Origin of the sequence: Marinifilum fragile (genome assembly GCF_963677365.1) — a bacterium.
Classification (GTDB): domain Bacteria; phylum Bacteroidota; class Bacteroidia; order Bacteroidales; family Marinifilaceae; genus Marinifilum; species Marinifilum fragile.
On record NZ_OY781962.1, the window covers coordinates 675,347 to 692,583 of the forward strand.

General features: G+C 36.2%; 20 protein-coding genes. 12 read left to right on the forward strand and 8 right to left on the reverse strand.

Going from position 1 to position 17,237, the window contains the following annotated elements; genetic code table 11:
* Nucleotides 1-16 precede the first annotated feature (16 nt).
* From ACKPCA_RS02420 to ACKPCA_RS02435, 4 genes are all read left to right on the forward strand, one after another.
* Nucleotides 17-601 carry a hypothetical protein gene (locus ACKPCA_RS02420; protein WP_321281153.1) on the forward strand — a complete coding sequence of 195 codons (585 nt, stop codon included), beginning with the start codon at nucleotides 17-19 and terminating at the stop codon, nucleotides 599-601.
* A gap of 247 nt (nucleotides 602-848) precedes the next feature.
* The gene (locus ACKPCA_RS02425; RefSeq protein ID WP_321281154.1) at nucleotides 849-1,136 is read left to right on the forward strand and encodes a hypothetical protein; all 288 of its coding nucleotides are present in this window, start codon (nucleotides 849-851) and stop codon (nucleotides 1,134-1,136) included.
* Between the two features lie 17 nt (nucleotides 1,137-1,153).
* Nucleotides 1,154-1,390 (forward strand): hypothetical protein, encoded by a 237-nt coding sequence (locus ACKPCA_RS02430; protein WP_321281155.1) that lies wholly within the window; start codon nucleotides 1,154-1,156, stop codon nucleotides 1,388-1,390.
* A 76-nt stretch (nucleotides 1,391-1,466) separates the two neighbouring features.
* Complete coding sequence (locus tag ACKPCA_RS02435; protein ID WP_321281156.1) at nucleotides 1,467-2,096, forward strand: HutD/Ves family protein; 630 nt, start codon at nucleotides 1,467-1,469, stop codon at nucleotides 2,094-2,096.
* A 129-nt stretch (nucleotides 2,097-2,225) separates the two neighbouring features.
* Here ACKPCA_RS02435 and ACKPCA_RS02440 read toward each other — a convergent pair whose 3' ends face one another.
* Genes ACKPCA_RS02440 through ACKPCA_RS02450 form a run of 3 tightly spaced genes read right to left on the reverse strand, consistent with a single transcriptional unit; the run spans nucleotide 2,226 to nucleotide 3,551 of the window.
* Entirely contained in the window at nucleotides 2,226-2,534 is a 309-nt protein-coding gene (locus ACKPCA_RS02440; protein WP_321281157.1) for a monooxygenase, read from the reverse strand.
* Nucleotides 2,535-2,572: 38 nt separating this feature from the next.
* Complete coding sequence (locus tag ACKPCA_RS02445; protein ID WP_321281158.1) at nucleotides 2,573-3,154, reverse strand: nitroreductase family protein; 582 nt, start codon at nucleotides 3,152-3,154, stop codon at nucleotides 2,573-2,575.
* Between the two features lie 10 nt (nucleotides 3,155-3,164).
* Entirely contained in the window at nucleotides 3,165-3,551 is a 387-nt protein-coding gene (locus ACKPCA_RS02450; protein WP_321281159.1) for a hypothetical protein, read from the reverse strand.
* A gap of 112 nt (nucleotides 3,552-3,663) precedes the next feature.
* Between ACKPCA_RS02450 and ACKPCA_RS02455 the strand changes: the two genes are divergently transcribed.
* The 3 genes from ACKPCA_RS02455 (at nucleotide 3,664) to ACKPCA_RS02465 (ending at nucleotide 5,119) form a co-directional block, all read left to right on the forward strand.
* Nucleotides 3,664-4,014 carry a winged helix-turn-helix transcriptional regulator gene (locus ACKPCA_RS02455; protein ID WP_321281160.1) on the forward strand — a complete coding sequence of 117 codons (351 nt, stop codon included), beginning with the start codon at nucleotides 3,664-3,666 and terminating at the stop codon, nucleotides 4,012-4,014.
* A gap of 189 nt (nucleotides 4,015-4,203) precedes the next feature.
* Entirely contained in the window at nucleotides 4,204-4,599 is a 396-nt protein-coding gene (locus ACKPCA_RS02460; RefSeq protein ID WP_321281161.1) for a VOC family protein, read from the forward strand.
* A 106-nt stretch (nucleotides 4,600-4,705) separates the two neighbouring features.
* On the forward strand, nucleotides 4,706-5,119 hold the full coding sequence (locus ACKPCA_RS02465) for an SMI1/KNR4 family protein (protein ID WP_321281163.1): 414 nt from the start codon (nucleotides 4,706-4,708) through the stop codon (nucleotides 5,117-5,119).
* Between the two features lie 108 nt (nucleotides 5,120-5,227).
* On the opposite strand, the gene ACKPCA_RS02470 is transcribed toward ACKPCA_RS02465, so the two are convergent.
* Entirely contained in the window at nucleotides 5,228-6,565 is a 1,338-nt protein-coding gene (locus ACKPCA_RS02470; protein WP_321281164.1) for an MATE family efflux transporter, read from the reverse strand.
* 141 nt (nucleotides 6,566-6,706) lie between these two features.
* Between ACKPCA_RS02470 and ACKPCA_RS02475 the strand changes: the two genes are divergently transcribed.
* The 3 genes from ACKPCA_RS02475 (at nucleotide 6,707) to ACKPCA_RS02485 (ending at nucleotide 8,545) form a co-directional block, all read left to right on the forward strand.
* On the forward strand, nucleotides 6,707-7,297 hold the full coding sequence (locus ACKPCA_RS02475; protein ID WP_321281165.1) for a Crp/Fnr family transcriptional regulator: 591 nt from the start codon (nucleotides 6,707-6,709) through the stop codon (nucleotides 7,295-7,297).
* A gap of 12 nt (nucleotides 7,298-7,309) precedes the next feature.
* Complete coding sequence (locus ACKPCA_RS02480; RefSeq protein WP_321281166.1) at nucleotides 7,310-8,065, forward strand: DUF1835 domain-containing protein; 756 nt, start codon at nucleotides 7,310-7,312, stop codon at nucleotides 8,063-8,065.
* A gap of 162 nt (nucleotides 8,066-8,227) precedes the next feature.
* On the forward strand, nucleotides 8,228-8,545 hold the full coding sequence (locus ACKPCA_RS02485) for a two-CW domain-containing protein (RefSeq protein WP_321281167.1): 318 nt from the start codon (nucleotides 8,228-8,230) through the stop codon (nucleotides 8,543-8,545).
* Between the two features lie 124 nt (nucleotides 8,546-8,669).
* Here ACKPCA_RS02485 and ACKPCA_RS02490 read toward each other — a convergent pair whose 3' ends face one another.
* The 3 genes from ACKPCA_RS02490 to ACKPCA_RS02500 form a co-directional block, all read right to left on the reverse strand.
* Nucleotides 8,670-9,812 (reverse strand): YibE/F family protein, encoded by a 1,143-nt coding sequence (locus ACKPCA_RS02490; protein ID WP_321281168.1) that lies wholly within the window; start codon nucleotides 9,810-9,812, stop codon nucleotides 8,670-8,672.
* Between the two features lie 181 nt (nucleotides 9,813-9,993).
* Nucleotides 9,994-11,520, reverse strand: coding sequence for an alkaline phosphatase (locus ACKPCA_RS02495; protein ID WP_321281170.1), 1,527 nt, complete (start codon nucleotides 11,518-11,520; stop codon nucleotides 9,994-9,996).
* Between the two features lie 91 nt (nucleotides 11,521-11,611).
* The gene (locus ACKPCA_RS02500) at nucleotides 11,612-13,516 is read right to left on the reverse strand and encodes an AMP-dependent synthetase/ligase (protein ID WP_321281172.1); all 1,905 of its coding nucleotides are present in this window, start codon (nucleotides 13,514-13,516) and stop codon (nucleotides 11,612-11,614) included.
* 673 nt (nucleotides 13,517-14,189) lie between these two features.
* Between ACKPCA_RS02500 and ACKPCA_RS02505 the strand changes: the two genes are divergently transcribed.
* Together ACKPCA_RS02505 and ACKPCA_RS02510 are read left to right on the forward strand one after the other, a co-directional pair.
* Nucleotides 14,190-15,662 carry an aminotransferase class V-fold PLP-dependent enzyme gene (locus ACKPCA_RS02505; protein ID WP_321281174.1) on the forward strand — a complete coding sequence of 491 codons (1,473 nt, stop codon included), beginning with the start codon at nucleotides 14,190-14,192 and terminating at the stop codon, nucleotides 15,660-15,662.
* Between the two features lie 184 nt (nucleotides 15,663-15,846).
* Nucleotides 15,847-16,782: a metallophosphoesterase gene (locus tag ACKPCA_RS02510; RefSeq protein ID WP_172677461.1), complete on the forward strand. Its 936-nt coding sequence runs from the start codon at nucleotides 15,847-15,849 to the stop codon at nucleotides 16,780-16,782.
* A gap of 2 nt (nucleotides 16,783-16,784) precedes the next feature.
* Here the strand turns inward: ACKPCA_RS02510 and ACKPCA_RS02515 are convergent, their stop codons facing one another.
* A complete protein-coding gene (locus ACKPCA_RS02515; RefSeq protein ID WP_054721934.1) occupies nucleotides 16,785-17,159 on the reverse strand; it encodes a hypothetical protein in 375 nt (124 codons plus the stop codon).
* Nucleotides 17,160-17,237 lie beyond the last annotated feature (78 nt).

The window sequence follows — 17,237 nt, forward strand, 5'->3', positions numbered from 1 at the left end:
TAATTAATCAATTTTAATGGAGAAGAGTAATTTATTTCATCAAACAGGAGAATATGAGTCTCGCAAAGACTTATTAATTCATTATTTGAATATCCTACATAATAATAATAAACCAATTTCCTTTAGTGATTTACTTTTAAGTAATTTACCTGGTGGAGGTATCAATGAGTTTGAGTCAGTTATGTCTGAACTTGAATCTAAGAAATGGATTATTAAAATAGAAAAAGATGGAGGTGCTGTACCTGGGCTACCATTTCACAGAACAATTGATAGAAGTTATTCAATAAGCTTAGAAGGTGTTGAGTATTTAGCTTCATTAAAAATTATCGATGATAAATATATGATTAATGAGAACAATAAAACCAATAATATTACCAATTATGGTAATATGGTAGTTGGTGATAATCAAACTAAAATCAATCAATCATCAGGTGAGGATAAGAATCAACTTAACCAGTATTCAGAAGTAGGAGATAGAAAGTCAAAAAATATTTTGAATAAAATTTATAAATGGACAGATCACAAATTAATAAGTATGATCTTATTTGCTCTTTTAGGCTTCTTAATATCGAGGTTGTTGACGTGGCTTGAGTGGATTTGATGAATCAAAAAATACTTATGCAGAAGCCCCCTGCTGGTACGCAATTCTATCGCGTTCCATTTTTAAACAGAACCACACGAGGATACTCGTGCGGTAGCATAGGGCATTAATGCACTTTATATACAAGTTGACACAATTAAAACCAGAGACATTGATTCATTCGCAATACATACTCGACATTTTGGATCTATTATTAGATGGAAATAATGAGGGACAAAAAGCTAAGCTCCAAATAAATTTCCTTAGCATGGAAGACTTTAACTATACAGGAGTTGGACTTTTCGTATCATTTAAACATCTTGATGGTATCGAGAAATATAAGTTGGATGAATCGGACCTAATGCTAAATGGAGTATTAATAAAATCTACACAACTCAAAATTGGTGCTGAAGCAAGTCTATTTTTTAAGAACGGACTTATTGATTACATGGAAATTTGGTCTTTTGATGGTGAATATCCAGAAAAAGAGTTGGATAATTATAAACTTAAACAGACTTGGCAGGGATCAGCTCAAAGGACAATAAAACATGATTGAAAAAAAAGACAGTATATATGACACTTCCAAAGGACAGAGTAATTGTTGCAAGTGATGTTGGTGATCGAGATGGAATTGGAGTGGAAATCTACAGAGAAGACAAACTAGTTATTGAAATATTCCGTGACGACACAAAACGGAATAGAACTGTGACATTATTTCAAAAAGATATCCCCTTGGAACTTATGGAAGAGTCAATTCAAATATTCAAAAAAGAAATTCCATGGGACTTTATTGAATATGAAAAAAAATGAATAATAACTGTGCCCAAGAGCGGTTGCTATGCAATGGACAGAGACGGAAACAAGCATAAAAGATCAAAGACACTATATGACGAACTTAGATAAAATAAATAAAAATTTCCCTGAGGATAGTAGTGAAGAATTAAAGGAACTTAATGTGAATTACCGAATTAAAAAAGAGCATCTGGCCAGCAAATGGGCTGGTGGAACAACTACCGAATTGTATATTTTTCCTGAAGGCTCTCAATACAAGAATGGAGATTTCCTTTTCAGGATATCAAGCGCGACGGTAGAAATCGAAGAATCAACCTTTACACCATTGCCGGGAGTTGAACGAATCCTTATGGTACTTGATGGCCAAATAAAACTGGAGCATGAACATCATCACAGCAAAGTTTTAAAACCTTTGGATACAGATCATTTTCAGGGTGAATGGACAAGCTTTTCGAAAGGAAAATGTACCGACTTTAATCTGATGTGCAAATCGAATACCAAAGGCCAAGTAAAAGGTTTTAATGTTCTGGAAAATACCGAACAAAAAATTGATATGGATGGTAAAATGAATTTCATTTTCCTTTATAAAGGATTAATTGAAATTAACGGGGCCAGACTAAGCGATGGTGATGTGCTCATTATAGAATCTCCATCCTTAAATAATACACTTAAAGCTTTGCAGCAGAGTAAATTTGTGGTGGTTAAGATCACAGAGCTAAAATAAGCGTTTAAATCCGATGCTTTATAAATGATACTGCTGGAGCGCGATTCAATCGCGTTCCAGCCTTAAAACAGGACCATATGATAGGACTCGTGCCATAGTGTGGGGTTATTATACCGATTTCCTAAAATCTTATAAACCCACAGGTCCTTTATTAATTTCAGAAAGCGTCTTATTAACCTCAAAAATTCGTCCTCTAATATCGGAATATCCCCACTGGCTTAATCTGTTGCTATGCATTGCCAGATATTTTTCGGCATTGGCTCTGGTATCGAATAAGTAAACTCCACCAGCAGTTTTATCTGCTTCATTTTGAGTCCAAATTTTCCAAATCATTCCTGGCTCATTGTTTATGCTTTTTGCAAGGTCTGTCATTTGCTTAGCCATTTCCTCTCCAAAAACTCCTGCGTGAGGAAAATCTACATACATTATTACTGCCATAATTTTAAATTTTAATTTCTTAATACATTATTATTCTACTAGAAACCTAGCCATTTTACTTTTTCATTTAATTCTGGATCTTGTCTTGGTGGTGCCGGCGGATTACTGTCAGGATATCCAATGGGAATGATACCGGCTATTAAGCGATCATCTGAAAGTCCGATAATTTCCTTCACCGTTTTAGAATGAGTTATATTACCATCAACCCACACAGTACCCAAACCGTTTACTGTTGCCTGCAAAAGAATGTTTTGAATTGCAGCACAACTGGCTTTCAAAGCCTCTTCTTTTTTTTCTTTATCGTTTAGATTTGGATAGCTGACTATAATGTGAATTGGTGCTCCACCAAAGTCTTTTGAGTATTCAAGCATACGGGCTTTTTGATCTTTAGGAATATAAGCCGCCTTTGGAATATAGTCTTTTGCAAAATTGTAGAATTCTTGAGAAATTTCACGTTTTACCTCACCCTTTACTACAATAAACTCCCATGGTTGGCTATTGCCTGCTGATGGCGCCCAGTTGCCAGCATGCAATACATTTTTAATTAAATCAGAGGCAGGTTCCTGGTTTGTGTATTTGCGTATACTCCTTCTGTTTTTTATCGCATCCAATATTTTCATCTTATCTATCTTATTTGTTATCCTTAAGTTTCATATAACTCATTACAGCCATTAGCATGAAGAATGCAGGATCAGACCATCCAAAGCCAACAAAAATCTCAGTGACAGCTGCATAAAATGTTACAATTATTCCCAGGATATTTGTAAGCATTAGGCCTGTGAATAATTTATGGGCTGTTTTACTTCCGCTTTCTACATCTCTAAATAAAAAGCCAAGTATGGCTATTCCACCTAAAAAAATACTATTGTGTTGAGATAGGAAGATTGCATACTTATCATTCAAATGAAGACCATAAGTTGGCCACATAATTTGAGGGAGAAAGAACAAGGCAATTGCAAAAATTGCATAAACACTACTGTGTACAATTAAAAAAGTACGATTATTAATTTTCTTCATCACTTTATTTTTTAATGAGATTACAAAAATCAAAAATTAATAGTTTACTTTTACTATGTATTTCCTTTAGGAAACTAGTTTCCATTGCGAAACTATATTAATTATCAGGAAGATGAAAAATAAAATTGAACTATCACCACAATGTGCATCTCAATTAAGAGCTATCGGGGACACCATGGAATTACTTTCAGGGAAATGGAAAATTCAGATTGTTGGAACTTTACTTTTGAACGGATCAATGCGGTTTATGGAATTAAAAAGAGCATTAAATGGTATTGCTCCAAAAAAATTGTCCAATGATTTGCAGGAATTGGAAACCAATGATATACTTACAAGAACAGTGAAAGAAACAAAGCCTATCACAGTAGAATATGAACTTACTGCTCACGGGAGAACTCTAGAAAACTTAATTAACGAAGCAATGGATTGGGGATTAAAACATCGTAAGAAGATAATAGGATAACACTTTTGCTAACAAAATAGATGTGTAATGCGGGATTCAACCGGTAATTCAACCGACTCCTATTCCCATGCTGGTGCGCGATTTGACTGCATTCTATTTTTAAATCAGGACTATAAAAAAGGACTCGTGCGGTAGCCTTGGGAAATACATTTTATATACAAGTTGGAAGCAATATAAAAATCACAGATCATGAAAGTAACACTAATAAGCATTCCAGTTCAAAACCAAGAAAAAGCCTTACAATTCTATACAGAGAAATTAGGCTTCCTAAAAAAGAAAGATGAGCCATTAGGAGGTGGTAATCGATGGCTGACCTTGGTTTCTAAGGATTGGCAGGATGGACCAGAACTCTTGTTGGAACCAGCACCAAATCATTTTGAACCTTCCAAGGTATATCAGGATGCATTAATGGAAGCAGGGATTCCCTGGACGCAATTTGACGTTGAGGATGTATCTTTCGAATATGAGCGATTGACGAAACTGGGTGTTGAGTTTAGTATGAAACCTACTGAAATGGGAAATGTAAAAGTTGCAGTTTTTAATGACACCTGTGGCAATCATATTCAACTGGTGGAAGAGTTGTAAAAAAATCGTTGCTTGTTCGTTATTCTATCGGATTCCATTTCTAAATTAGTGACATATTAAAATGCTCGTAGAAATACTTTAAGTCCTACAGATAATTAGTTGAAACATGACTGAATTAGATATAAAATTAATTGAAGATAAGCTGAATATTAAGTTGCCTGACTTTTATATTAGAACAATGTTGGACTATCCATTTGCTTACGATTCGTTTGGAGCAGAATTCTCACTTTGTAACAGTGTGAAACATGTAATAGATTGTAATGGAATATTTGAACCAGAAGACAAATGTTTTTCAATAGGTTCTGATGGTGGAGAATTCTATTATTTTATAAAATTAAATGGGGAAGAAAAGGTCTATGTTTTTGATCTTGAGGGTTCAAAGGAGCATTTGACAGTTGAAGCAGAAACTTGGGCAGATTATCTTGATATAATTTCAAAACAGCATGAAGAAATTTTACAGGATGAGTTGGAAAGTGCAGAAAGAAAACGAAATAAGAAATGGTGGCAATTCTGGATTTGAAAGTATAACCTCCTGATAGTGTAAGCTTGTAGGTCGTGTATTGCGAAAGCAAAAAGCGCTTAACGGTAAAATAAAATATTAAGCGAAGCTAAATGCTTCGCTTTTCTTTTAAAATCTCTTCAGTAAATATTTGTATCGCAATTGGAATAGTGTGCAGCAAATGGATAAACCTACGGGAAAACCAAACCATATTCCTACTGCACCAAAGCCCCATACAAATGCCGATAGGTAGCTAAAAGGCAAGGAAATCACAAAGTAGGATACAAAGGTGATCATTACGGGAATACGAGCATCGGCAAATCCTCTTAATGTTCCTGCCAGAACAATCTGAATGCCATCAACCAACTGAAAAATACTACAAACAACGAGCATTTGTGCTGCCAGGTTGATAACCGTGTGATTGTTGGTAAACATCAGTGGCAAAATGTTGCGAGCACCTATAAATACAAGCATTAAAAGTGCACAATACAGGTACATAAGATGCATGGCGGTTTTGGTTGCTCTTTTAATTCCTAGGCTATTGTTCTCTCCCTTGTAATGACTCACACGAATGGTGGTTCCAGCTCCCAATCCCTGATAAATCATGAAACCAAGAGTAGAGAGAGTAATGGCAACCTGGTGGGCAGCCAAACCTGTTTCACTAACCCATCCCATCATGATGGCACATAAGCCGAATGCACTGGCTTCCATTACCAATTGACCTCCCAATGGAAGTCCCAACTTCACAACCTGCAAGCATTTGTCCCAACAAAATCTGCTTTGCTGGTAAAGCTTTACAAAGAACTTGAACTTCTCATTTCTATGGAAGAGTATGATAAAAGCAATGGCCATAAATGTTCTGGCCATTAAGGTTCCGACTCCGGCACCAATAAGACCCAACTCGGGTAAGCCCATTTTTCCATACATAAACAGGTAGTTTCCCACTACATTGATTAAGTTGGCCCAAAGCATAATCTTCATGGCTGTTTTGGTGTCGCCAACCCCTTCGGCAAACTGCTTGAAACCATAGAATATCATCATGGGTACTACCGATATCATAAGAATGGCCAAATAATCTTGTGAGGCTTGCAATATTGATTCTGGTTGTCCCATATGTGGAATCAGAAAATACAGAATTAGCAACACGGCAGCCAAAGCTACGCCCATAAATGCATTGGCCATTAAACCATTCCTAATCCACGATCCAATGGAAGCATAGTCTTTCTCTCCATAGTTTTTTCCGATTAATGGAGTTAATGCAAAGGAATAACCCATTCCAAATATCAAAACCAGGCTAAACAGGGTATTTGTAAATGATGCCGCAGCAAAGGGAGTGGTTCCCAATTGACCAATCATTACATTATCGATTAAACCAACTGTAATTTGTCCTGCCTGAGCGATAATAACCGGAATGCTAAGCGATAGTGTTTTTTTATATTCGGTGGAATGTTGTTTCCAAAATTTCATAGTAAGTATATAATTGATTTGTGTTTCAATACCGATTGCTCAGTATTGAAATTCAGTTTTCTGATTTTCCGGCTGCAAATATATTTCGGTCAAAAGGCAAATTGCTTTACATTTGTTAAGTCAGAATCAAAAAATGTTTTTATGAGAAATGCGATTTCTGCTATCGATAGGTATTACAAACTGTCGAAGCAAAGCAAAAATTTAATCATTCATGAATTCGAAGAAGTTCGCATGAAAAAAGGAGAGGTGTTAATTCATGAAAACATTCGCTCGCCTTACCTGTATTTTATTGAAGAAGGAGCAGTAAAGAATCATTATATCGATGAGAAGGGAAACAAGAAGGTGGTTTGGTTCGGATTTGAAGGCAATATCTGTTTTTCAATGAATTCATACATCAATATTAATTACATACATGAAACAACTGAATTGCTGGAAGACAGCTTGTTTTACAGGGTGAAAATAAATCATGTAAAAGCATTGTTTAAAGATCATTGTGATTGGGCAAATTGGGGACGATGCTTTATGGAAAGTGTTTTTATAAATACCATTCATGAGTTGGATGAATTTAAATCGTTAGCCACCAAAGAAAAATACATGAAGCTCATTGAGAACAATCAGGATGTGAAGGAAAGGGTTCCCTTAAAGGATATTGCTTCCTATTTGGGTGTTTCACCAGTAACCATAAGCAGACTGAGAAAAGAATTGGGCATTCAGGAAAACAAGGATTTTTAATATTTGAAGCATATGCATAGAACCTACCACATTGTAAACGGAGATTGTTTAAAAGAGATGTTTCCCAAAAACATCGAGGGCGAAATAATTGTAGCACGCGAATGTTTGGTGGATGGTGATGTATCTGGTGACAGTTTGGATGAGTTATTGCAGCTTAGGGCAAAGTTTATTTGCAGCAAGTATCCTGTAGGTAGCGAAGAGGAATATCATCAGGGAACTTCAGCAGAACTGAAAAAGATACTGGAGATAAATGAGAAGGATGAGGTGAATCTATGGTTCGAAGATGATCTGTTTTGCCAGGTGAATTTTTGGTTTTGCTTGAATCTTCTGTTCGAGAACGATAAGAAACAGAACATTTTTCTGGTTCGACCCAATCAAGGGAATGAATACAGCTTTGGCAGAATGAATCAGCAGGAACTATCGGTGGCTTATGAGCACAAAAAGGCAATCATTGGCAAATCATTGGAACTGTTGGCCAAATTGTGGAGGATGTATCAGCATGAGAATTGGATGGGGATGCATGAAATTGCTGAACAATTAAAAGAGCAGTTCCCTTTTTTACTTCCTGCTGTAAATGCGCAAATTGATCGTTTGTCAAAGGAAAAGTATGAAGGCCGACCAAAGGAAAGTTTACGAAAAATAATTAGCGATTTAGAAACTACCGAATTTGCTCCCGTATTTCAGGAGTTTTGCAAAAGAGAAGAAGTCTATGGTTTCGGCGACTTTCAGGTGCGTGCTCTGCTCGATGAAATCTTAAAGAATAAATAACTCTTTTTGTCACTGCTACTTATAATGATAAATCCTAAGCAGTAGTAAAAAAATGCCTTCATCCCCATAAAGCCACTTTTTGTCAAGAGTGGGCCAATGATGTGAATCTAAGTTTTAATGTCTGCGTAACACACCCTAGCTTACTGCTACCAAAATATGTGTATGAAGAATTGTTGGGAGATAATGCAGTGTGGACGTGAAGAGAATGGTGAGAATGTGAAGGAGATGGGTGTTTGCCCAGCCGCGCTTTCCAACGAATTTGATGGAGTTCACAATGGACATGCCGGGGGTCGTTTTTGTTGGACGATAACAGGAACTTTATGTCATGGAAAGCCTGGTGGAACTTTTGCGGAGAAATTTCTTACCTGCTTGACTTGTAAATTTTTTAAGTATGTACAAGATGAGGAGGAGCGGAATTTTAATGTAACTCCAACACAGGCAAAAGCAAATATTAAGTGTAAACTACTAAATGCGAAATAAAATCAAGAGACAAAAAGAAGTCAATTCTTCCTTTTGTCTCTTTTATAATTTTAGTCTAAGTTCAGTCCTTATATTCTATTCAGAACCTTTTGTAATATCCTTTAGCCAGATGAATGATAAATCATTAATGATTTTTGGTTCTTCTGGTAAAGATCCAAGAGCCAATGATTGCAGTAAATGGTGCAACCAATACCAATCCGAAACTGCCAACCAAGGTATGAAGGATTTCTCCGGAAACATAGTTCAGATTTAGGATGTTAATCATTGGAGTTCCCTGTGCAATAAATACCATCAAAAGAGCAGAGAAACCTCCTGAATAGGCAAGAAGAAGAGTAGTTGTCATGGTTCCCACAACAGCTTTCCCAACTTCGAATCCCGAACGGCGCAATTCTTTTCTGCTGATCTCTTTGTTTGCCTGGTATACTTCTGCCTGCGAGGCAGAGATGTCCATGGCAATGTCCATTACCGCACCCGAAGAGGAAATGAAAATCCCGGCAAGGAAAATTTCAGTAAGGTTCAGGTAATTGTATCCCGAGTAAAGCAAGGTTTCCGAAAAAGGTTTAATGGCACCATGAATATTAAAAAGTGTACCAAACAATATAGCCATGATACAGGTAACGGCAACTCCACTCATCGCACCTAAAAAAGCACTTAAACCTTTTTTATTGGTACCTGCTACCAAAAATATAATTACCGATGTTAGCAAGGCAACAATAGCCAATGAAAGTGGGATAGGCGCAAAACCTTTTAGCAAACCTGGTAACAGTAATTTCCATATGGCAATGCCTGCAAACATAAAGGATAACATGGCTTTAACACCTGTCCATCCTGCAAAAGCCACCAAGATGATTACAAATAGAGCCAAAAGAAATGCCTCCAAACGAATGCGATAATGATCCACCACTGTGGCGCTAATAATTTGTGAGTTATCCTCGTTTAAATTAAGCACAGTAAGTGTTTTGTCTTTCGGTAAAAAGAATTTGTCGAATTCCATTCTTCCTACCAGCTGATTAAAGGCAGTTAACTCTTCTCCTTTAAACTTACCGTTTAGAATCTTGATTTTTAAGCTTTGTGTGCCTGTCTTAATAATACCCGTTTCAACAATTAAACTGTTATCGGTTTCTAAAACCAATGCTCTCACACGAGTCGTGTTTTTGTCTGCTTGGGTTTCAAAACCATTCGGGAGTAGTACAATTATCGAGCTTAACACGATTAAAAGTACAATCAGAATTAAATCGGATTTTTGAGGAATGCTGAATTTAAACATATGGCAAATTTAGAAAAGAAAAATGTAGGAGACGCATATCATTACGACTTCGTATGATTGTTTATGATCTGATGGGTTGAATACATTCAAGAGCGATGAAGATTTACGATTTCAAATCATAAATAATCATGATAATCTGCGTCAAAGCAAAAAAAAGCCCCGCAATTGCGAGGCTCCTGAATTATCTGTTCTCTATTAATTTCATTAAGTTCTTAGGAACGTCGGTATTGTCGAAGAATCCGGTAAACAAATCGGCTCCAACTCCAATGGAACGAATTGGAATTGGTGCAGCTGTGTGAGAAAAAGAGGTCCAACCAATACCAGCTTTTTGCGATAAAATATGACAGGTAGTTGTTGTAAATGGGTCGTAACTACCATACAGCAAATAAAACTGATCATCTTTCTTCATTTCCTGGTTGTAGTTCATGCTTTTTTCAAATGCAGTTTTTAGCTGCTGCATCTCGAAATCACTTAATTCAAGACCTTTTTCGGTATCGCCTAGTCCAAAATGTTTTTTCGCCAATGCTAAACCATCTTCTACTTTGTAATTTCCTTTGTTGTTCTTTTTGTAATCAGAAATTAAGTTTGAAAAACTTTCGTATGATAAGTTTTGATGCTGAAGTATGGCAAAGTCCGAATGGTAATGACTACCAGAAAAGCCCAAAGCCATTCCCCCGGTTTCATGATCGCCGGCAACCAAAATTAAAGTTTCGTTTGGATGTTTTTTGTAAAAATCCAAAGCAACAGCAACAGCCTTATCGAACTGAATTACTTCCTGAATTACGGTTGCCGCATCGTTGGCATGACAAGCCCAGTCAATTTTGCCACCTTCAACCATCATGAAGAATCCATTTTTGTTATTTAGTAACTCAATTCCTTTTGCGGTGAATTCTGCAAGAGAGATATCTGATTTTCCATTTTGATCGATGAAATAAGGAAGAGATTTTCCGCCAACTAATTTTGGAGCAATACTAATGATTTTATCATCACCTTTCTTCAAAGCCTGGAATTCGTTCACAGTATTTGTAAATCTGTAACCTCTGGTTTCTGCAATTTTTATAGAGTTGGTTTCTTTTTTTTCCAATTCAACTGATCCTCCCATGCCAAAATTGGACATGATGTTCTTTTCATCAACTTTGCCATCACCTTCAGGATGGTTAATTCCTCCTCCAGCAAAGTAGTTAAAACCACTTTTACTTAAATCAAGACTGATGTTATAGTACATGCTTCTGGAAGGTTGGTGAGCATAGAAGGAAGCAGGGGTTGCATGATCAATCGAAACAGAAGATACAATTCCTACTTTATATCCATTATCTCTGGCCATTTCAGCAATTGTCTGCAAAGGTTTTTGCCTTTTTGCATCCATGCCTATTGTATTAATCGATGTTTTTTCTCCTGTAGCGAGTGCAGTTCCTGCTGCTGCAGATCCTGTAATGAATCTGTCGGTAGCATAGGTAGTATAAAAACCTTGTTTAGGCAAGGTGTTTAATTTTAATTTTTTGATACCATTGGTATTGTTAATAGCTCCTAAATAGGCTTCCGCCGTGTTGGTTTGTGATAAGCCCATACCATCTCCAATAAAATAGAAAATGTACTTTGGAGATTCCCCCTGATAATTGTCTCTTTCGCTAGGTTGTGCAAAAATATTGCTAATGCAGAATGTAAAAGCAAGGATCAGGTAAATTGTGATTGGTTTTAATCGTGTCATGTTTTTGGTTTAAAATTTTTTCAAAACTATAAAAAAACATTAATCTGTAATGGTTTTAAATAGTAAAAGAAAGTTAAATCTATATTAGATTTTATTTCATGCGTTCAATGCTTTGTTTGTTTTTCTCGTTAAAGAAGTTTTTGCCTTCCGGAGAATACAAATAGTTTACATACTCTTTGAAATATTCAATCACCTTATCGCGAACCACTTTCATTGTAGAGTTCAGCAATTTATTCTCTTCGGTAAATCCTTCAGGCAAAATGGCAACAGCTGTAGGCAACCAGCGATGCGGGAACATTTCCTCATATTTTCCACCCTGACGATATTCGTTCAATTCTGATTGCAATAACTCCAAGGCAGTTTTCTGGCCTTCTTCCGAATCAGGAGTGAGATTTTGCTCTTTCAGTTTGGCTACAAGAGCTGCTTTATTAGGAACTACAAGAGCTATGGTATAAGGATCCTGATTGTTGTACAAGATACACTGTTCCATCAATGGTGATTGATCAACAAATGCTTCTTCGATTCCTTCAGGACTGAATTTTTCTCCATCATTTGCAATAAGTAAAGACTTGAATCGTCCTAGCACATGCAAGAAACCATCTTTGTCCATATAACCCATATCACCGGTATGTAACCATCCATCCCTTAGTGTTTCGGCTGTTGCTTTCTCATTTTTCCAGTAACCCTTCATTACGTTACCACCTTTTATTACAATCTCACCTTTCTCACCAACTGGCAGAGCATTGCCATTATCGTCGCAAATGTTTAAGTCCATATTGCTAACCAAAAATCCCGAAGAACCTAATTTATGCTTGTGATGAGCATTGGAAGAAATAATAGGAGAGGCTTCTGATAATCCGTAACCTTGATACATTGGAATACCGATGGCATAAAAGAATTTCTGCAATTCGATATCAAGCAATGCGCCACCTCCAACAAAGAATTTTAAGTTGCCGCCAAAGTTCTCTCTGATTTTCGAGAACAATATTTTATCGTAGAACATGTACATTGGTTTCAGGAACATTCTGCTCCCTTTGCCTTTGTTCCATCCATGATCGTTGTATTTGTATGCCAGGTTCAAGGCTTTGTTGAATAATTTCTCAACTTTAGGACCTTTGGCTTTTATTCCTTTCTCAATATTTTTTCTGAAGTTCTTTGCCAAAGCAGGAACACTCATTAAAATGTGAGGCTTAATTTCCTTGATGTTTTTAGGAATGTTTTTCAATGCCTCCATTGGCGATTTACCTTGTTGAACGGCAGCAATAGATGCACCTTTCAACATAAAGCTATAGATTCCGGCAGTATGGGCAAAAGAATGATCCCAAGGTAAAATCAATAGGGTTTTGTAATGCTCAGGAATATGCATTAAGCTCGACGATTGAATTACATTGCTAGTGTAATTGTTGTGCGTTAAAATAATTCCTTTGGGATCAGCGGTTGTACCCGAAGTGTAAGAAATGTTTGCATTGTCATCAGCTTGAATTTCTTGTTGAATCTTATCTAAATCCTTTTTCTCCTCTTCGGCAAGCATTTCACCCAAGCTCATAATATCCGAAAGGTAAACTTCAATGCCGTCCACTTCAACATCTTCATCAATTACAATGATTTGTTTTAGCGTTTTGATATCATCTTTAATCAAACGAATTTTTTCGAGATGATTTTTCGAGACAATCACATATTTTGCTTCGGAGTGAACAAGTCTGAATTTTAATTCATTTTGAGCATCCAGTTTCACGGATAAAGGCACATTTACTGCACCAGAAAACAAAATCCCTAGTTCTGAAAGAACCCAGGCATTTCTTCCTTCCGATAAAAGACCAATTCTATCTCCTTTATCAATACCAGAAGCGTATAAACCATAGGCTAAAAGTTTAACTTGTTTATGCAGTTCCTTGTAGCTTAACGATTCATATTTCTTTCCTGTATGTTCCCACAAATAAGGATTGGAGCCATATTTTTTTACGCTTTCTTCAAAAAGTTGAATTATTGTATTCATTGATATATTATGTCAGTCTGATGTATAATGAATTAAGAAAGCCAAAAGTAATCGATTCGGGAGTCAAAACAAATAGTCCATTTAAAATAAATTAAGGTTTAAGGTGATTGAATTCTATTCTTATGCGATTTGGATTTAGGAATTACTTTGCCAGTACTTTTCAGAAAAGTTTGAAGCCAATTGAAGCTTGAAATTTGGCACTGCAACTTGTAGGGGAGTGATCTAAGCTTTAATTTCCATTTTTCCATTTTGTTTGACAGAACTTAAAGGTTTAAATACATCCAATCAAATTGTTTGGGTCCAATTGAAGCTTGAATTTCCTTCAATCAAGTTGATGGAGTCCAATAGAATTTTCAATTTGAGTGTTTCAAGTTAGAGTGGTAGTGATTGAAGATTAAAACATCAGTTTGCTATAGGTTTTTGCATGCTTTAAACCCTTGGAATGGTCATTATTCTTTGTTATTGTTCATTTTGATTGGTTATTAAGGATAATTCTAATCTTTAAAGCCCTTAAAAAAGCTGATATATCTTCTTGTTTTTGCAGGTGCAAATATCTATTTTGAAGCTCATTATAAAAAGGTAAAAAGATTAAAATCTAATTTTGTTTTCACCCAAAACGAATTAATGATTGTCTTAAAAGAAACCTAAAACCATAAAAACTAACCCTAACCCAATGAGTAGTTTAGAAAAATATTTTAAAAAGTTTCGAAAGAATACAGTTGGTTACGATGCTAGCTTTTATTCTCCTTTTGGAAAGCAAAAGATTGTATATGCAGATTGGATTGCAAGCGGACGTTTGTACGGACCCTTGGAAAAGAAGATGTTAAAAGAGTTTGGCCCTTATGTTGCCAATACGCATACGGAAACCAATGAGACGGGAACTTTAATGACTCAATCTTACCATAGAGCTCAGGAATTAATCAAAAAACATGTTAACGCAGGACCGGATGATGTAATCATCCATGCTGGTTTTGGAATGACTGCTGTTGTGAATAAACTACAACGAATTCTTGGATTAAAAGGCTGTGGGATGATTGGTAGATATCAATGCCAAAAAGAAAGAGAAAAACCGGTTGTTTTTCTGACTCATATGGAGCACCATTCCAATCAAACCTCCTGGTACGAAACCAATGTTGATGTAGTGGTTGTTCCACCAGGCGATGATTTAACCATTAGCGTGGATAATCTGAGAGCAGAGTTGGAAAAATATAAGGATAGAGAAATGAAAATAGGTTCATTTACGGCCTGTTCCAATGTAACGGGTATTGTTACACCCTATTACGAAATGTCTAAAATTATGCATGAATATGGTGGAATCTGCTTTATCGATTTTGCCGCATCAGCTCCATATGTTGATATTGATATGCATCCTGACGATCCGAAAGCCAAACTGGATGGAGTTTTCTTTTCGCCTCACAAATTTCTGGGCGGTCCTGGATCTTCCGGGGTAATGATTTTCGATTCGAACTTGTACAATAGTGAGGTGCCAGATAATCCGGGTGGAGGAACGGTAGATTGGACAAATCCTTGGGGAAAATACAAGTTTGTCGATAATATTGAAGCTCGTGAAGATGGTGGTACACCTGGTTTTCTTCAAGCCATTCGTACCGCTTTGGCAATTGAGGTAAAGAACCAAATGGGAACCAAGAATATTGCAGAAAGGGAAGAGGAACTTTTAGAACTCGCCTTTGGTAAATTAAAAGCAGTTAAAGATGTTCATATCCTTGCTGATAATGTTCAGAAAAGACTAGGTATTCTTTCATTTTACGTGGAGTACATTCATTACAATTTGTTGGTGAAATTACTGAATGATCGCTTTGGAATTCAGGTAAGAGGAGGTTGTGCCTGCGCTGGTACGTATGGGCATTACTTGTTGGAAGTTAGTCAGGAACAATCGGATGCTATTACCAGTGAAATTACTTCAGGCGATTTGTCGCATAAGCCAGGCTGGGTGCGCTGGTCTTTGCATCCAACTACTACAAACAAAGAGGTACTTTATTTTATTGATTCTTTGGAAAAGGTAATTGAAAACTATGAGGAGTGGAAGAATGATTATTCCTACAATCGTAAAGTGAATGAATTTTACTACAGTGGAGATAAGAATATCAAGAAAAAAATAGAAGTGAACGGTTTATTCAATCTGTAAACTGGAATTCCGTTTAAAATATTCTATGCTTATCTGATTTTTCGATTGAATTCGATTTTCGGATAAGCATTTTTTATATTGCAGATTTTAATTCCTCATTATCAAAAGTTCATCGAAAAATTTATAAATGTGCAAATTCAAATAATTTTATATTTTTGGTGAAGATTAACCAATCAGAAAAAAAGTGTACGATATAATAGGAGACATTCACGGAGAGGCGGAAACACTAAAGAAACTGTTGAAATTCTTAGGATATACTAAAGGGGATTCGGGATATTCACATCCTGAAAGAAAGGCTGTTTTTGTGGGTGATTTTGTAGATAGGGGACCAGCAATTTTTGAGACTTTAGGCATTGTTATGAAGATGGTAACATCGGGAAATGCTTACGCAATTGTTGGAAATCATGAGTTGAATGTTCTGGCTTATTATACAAAAGACAGTGATGGTTTATTTTTACGCGATCATAATCTGAAGAACAAAACTCAAATCAAAAAAACTTACGAAGAATTTAAGCTGGATAAGGCAAAACGTAAGAAATATCTAAAATGGCTGCGTTCTCTTCCTATTTTCCTGGAGTTAGATGGATTTAGAGTGGTTCATGCTTCATGGGATGATGAGGCTATTGAGATTATAAAGAAGGAAAATCCTGAAAACAGGCTTAGTAAGCAGTTTTTAAGAAGAATTTATTTTGAGCGTGACAAAGTATTTAATGCTTTAATGCTTTTGCTAAAGGGCAGAGAATTTAATATGCCCGACGATATGGTACTTAAAGATGGTTATGGTTTTAAGCGTACGGCCTATAGAATAAAATGGTGGGAACCTATGCAAGGAAAGGGGTTTGAGGATATTTCATTCGGGAATAAATTTAAACTTCCCAATTATACCATTCCGCGCGAATTGTGTTACGACATTCCACTATACCCTAAAGATGAGTTGCCAGTGTTTTTCGGGCATTATTGCCTAAATGGACAAGCAGGTATAGTTCGCGAGAATCTTTGCTGTGTTGATGGTTGTGTCGCAAATGGAGGCATTATGGTAGCCTATCGATGGAATGGTGGGCAATTGGATTCCAAGAACATCGTAAAAATTAAAAAGGTGAAGAAGGTGGAGGCATTGTAGGTTTACTTATCCATTTTTTTAGAATAGATTAAGAATAAGATTCCTGAAAACGACAAGGGGATCAAAATTAGGAATATCGCCCAACTCATAGTATCCAAAAATCCATAAAGAGCAATTGCTACACTGCTTACGATCATGATGTAGGCACTGATTTTTATTTTCCAAAAGGAGAGGAGAAAGCCAGCACCATATATCATTGCAAGTATATAAAATACAAAAATCCAGAATTCAGTATATTCAGATTTATTGTGCAAGATTTCGATGAATTCAGGAACCATAAACAATAGAAAGACTCCGGCAATTAAAAAACCTATAATTCTCGCAATCAGTAGAAAAAATCGAGATGGATGATCTTGATAATTCGTTCTTCGTTCCATGATTCGTTTTTAAAATGTTGAGAAAAATAGCAGTACTTCGCGGTTACAATTAAAATTAATCAATTGTTAAGATAAAGT

What these genes read in the sequence shown, in the direction of transcription:
- ACKPCA_RS02420 (WP_321281153.1), top strand. Translation starts at nt 17, where the DNA reads ATGGAGAAGAGTAATTTATTTCATCAAACAGGAGAATATGAGTCTCGC.
- ACKPCA_RS02425 (WP_321281154.1), top strand. Translation starts at nt 849, where the DNA reads ATGGAAGACTTTAACTATACAGGAGTTGGACTTTTCGTATCATTTAAA.
- ACKPCA_RS02430 (WP_321281155.1), top strand. Translation starts at nt 1,154, where the DNA reads ATGACACTTCCAAAGGACAGAGTAATTGTTGCAAGTGATGTTGGTGAT.
- ACKPCA_RS02435 (WP_321281156.1), top strand. Translation starts at nt 1,467, where the DNA reads ATGACGAACTTAGATAAAATAAATAAAAATTTCCCTGAGGATAGTAGT.
- ACKPCA_RS02440 (WP_321281157.1), bottom strand. Translation starts at nt 2,534, where the DNA reads ATGGCAGTAATAATGTATGTAGATTTTCCTCACGCAGGAGTTTTTGGA.
- ACKPCA_RS02445 (WP_321281158.1), bottom strand. Translation starts at nt 3,154, where the DNA reads ATGAAAATATTGGATGCGATAAAAAACAGAAGGAGTATACGCAAATAC.
- ACKPCA_RS02450 (WP_321281159.1), bottom strand. Translation starts at nt 3,551, where the DNA reads ATGAAGAAAATTAATAATCGTACTTTTTTAATTGTACACAGTAGTGTT.
- ACKPCA_RS02455 (WP_321281160.1), top strand. Translation starts at nt 3,664, where the DNA reads ATGAAAAATAAAATTGAACTATCACCACAATGTGCATCTCAATTAAGA.
- ACKPCA_RS02460 (WP_321281161.1), top strand. Translation starts at nt 4,204, where the DNA reads ATGAAAGTAACACTAATAAGCATTCCAGTTCAAAACCAAGAAAAAGCC.
- ACKPCA_RS02465 (WP_321281163.1), top strand. Translation starts at nt 4,706, where the DNA reads ATGACTGAATTAGATATAAAATTAATTGAAGATAAGCTGAATATTAAG.
- ACKPCA_RS02470 (WP_321281164.1), bottom strand. Translation starts at nt 6,565, where the DNA reads ATGAAATTTTGGAAACAACATTCCACCGAATATAAAAAAACACTATCG.
- ACKPCA_RS02475 (WP_321281165.1), top strand. Translation starts at nt 6,707, where the DNA reads ATGAGAAATGCGATTTCTGCTATCGATAGGTATTACAAACTGTCGAAG.
- ACKPCA_RS02480 (WP_321281166.1), top strand. Translation starts at nt 7,310, where the DNA reads ATGCATAGAACCTACCACATTGTAAACGGAGATTGTTTAAAAGAGATG.
- ACKPCA_RS02485 (WP_321281167.1), top strand. Translation starts at nt 8,228, where the DNA reads ATGAAGAATTGTTGGGAGATAATGCAGTGTGGACGTGAAGAGAATGGT.
- ACKPCA_RS02490 (WP_321281168.1), bottom strand. Translation starts at nt 9,812, where the DNA reads ATGTTTAAATTCAGCATTCCTCAAAAATCCGATTTAATTCTGATTGTA.
- ACKPCA_RS02495 (WP_321281170.1), bottom strand. Translation starts at nt 11,520, where the DNA reads ATGACACGATTAAAACCAATCACAATTTACCTGATCCTTGCTTTTACA.
- ACKPCA_RS02500 (WP_321281172.1), bottom strand. Translation starts at nt 13,516, where the DNA reads ATGAATACAATAATTCAACTTTTTGAAGAAAGCGTAAAAAAATATGGC.
- ACKPCA_RS02505 (WP_321281174.1), top strand. Translation starts at nt 14,190, where the DNA reads ATGAGTAGTTTAGAAAAATATTTTAAAAAGTTTCGAAAGAATACAGTT.
- ACKPCA_RS02515 (WP_054721934.1), bottom strand. Translation starts at nt 17,159, where the DNA reads ATGGAACGAAGAACGAATTATCAAGATCATCCATCTCGATTTTTTCTA.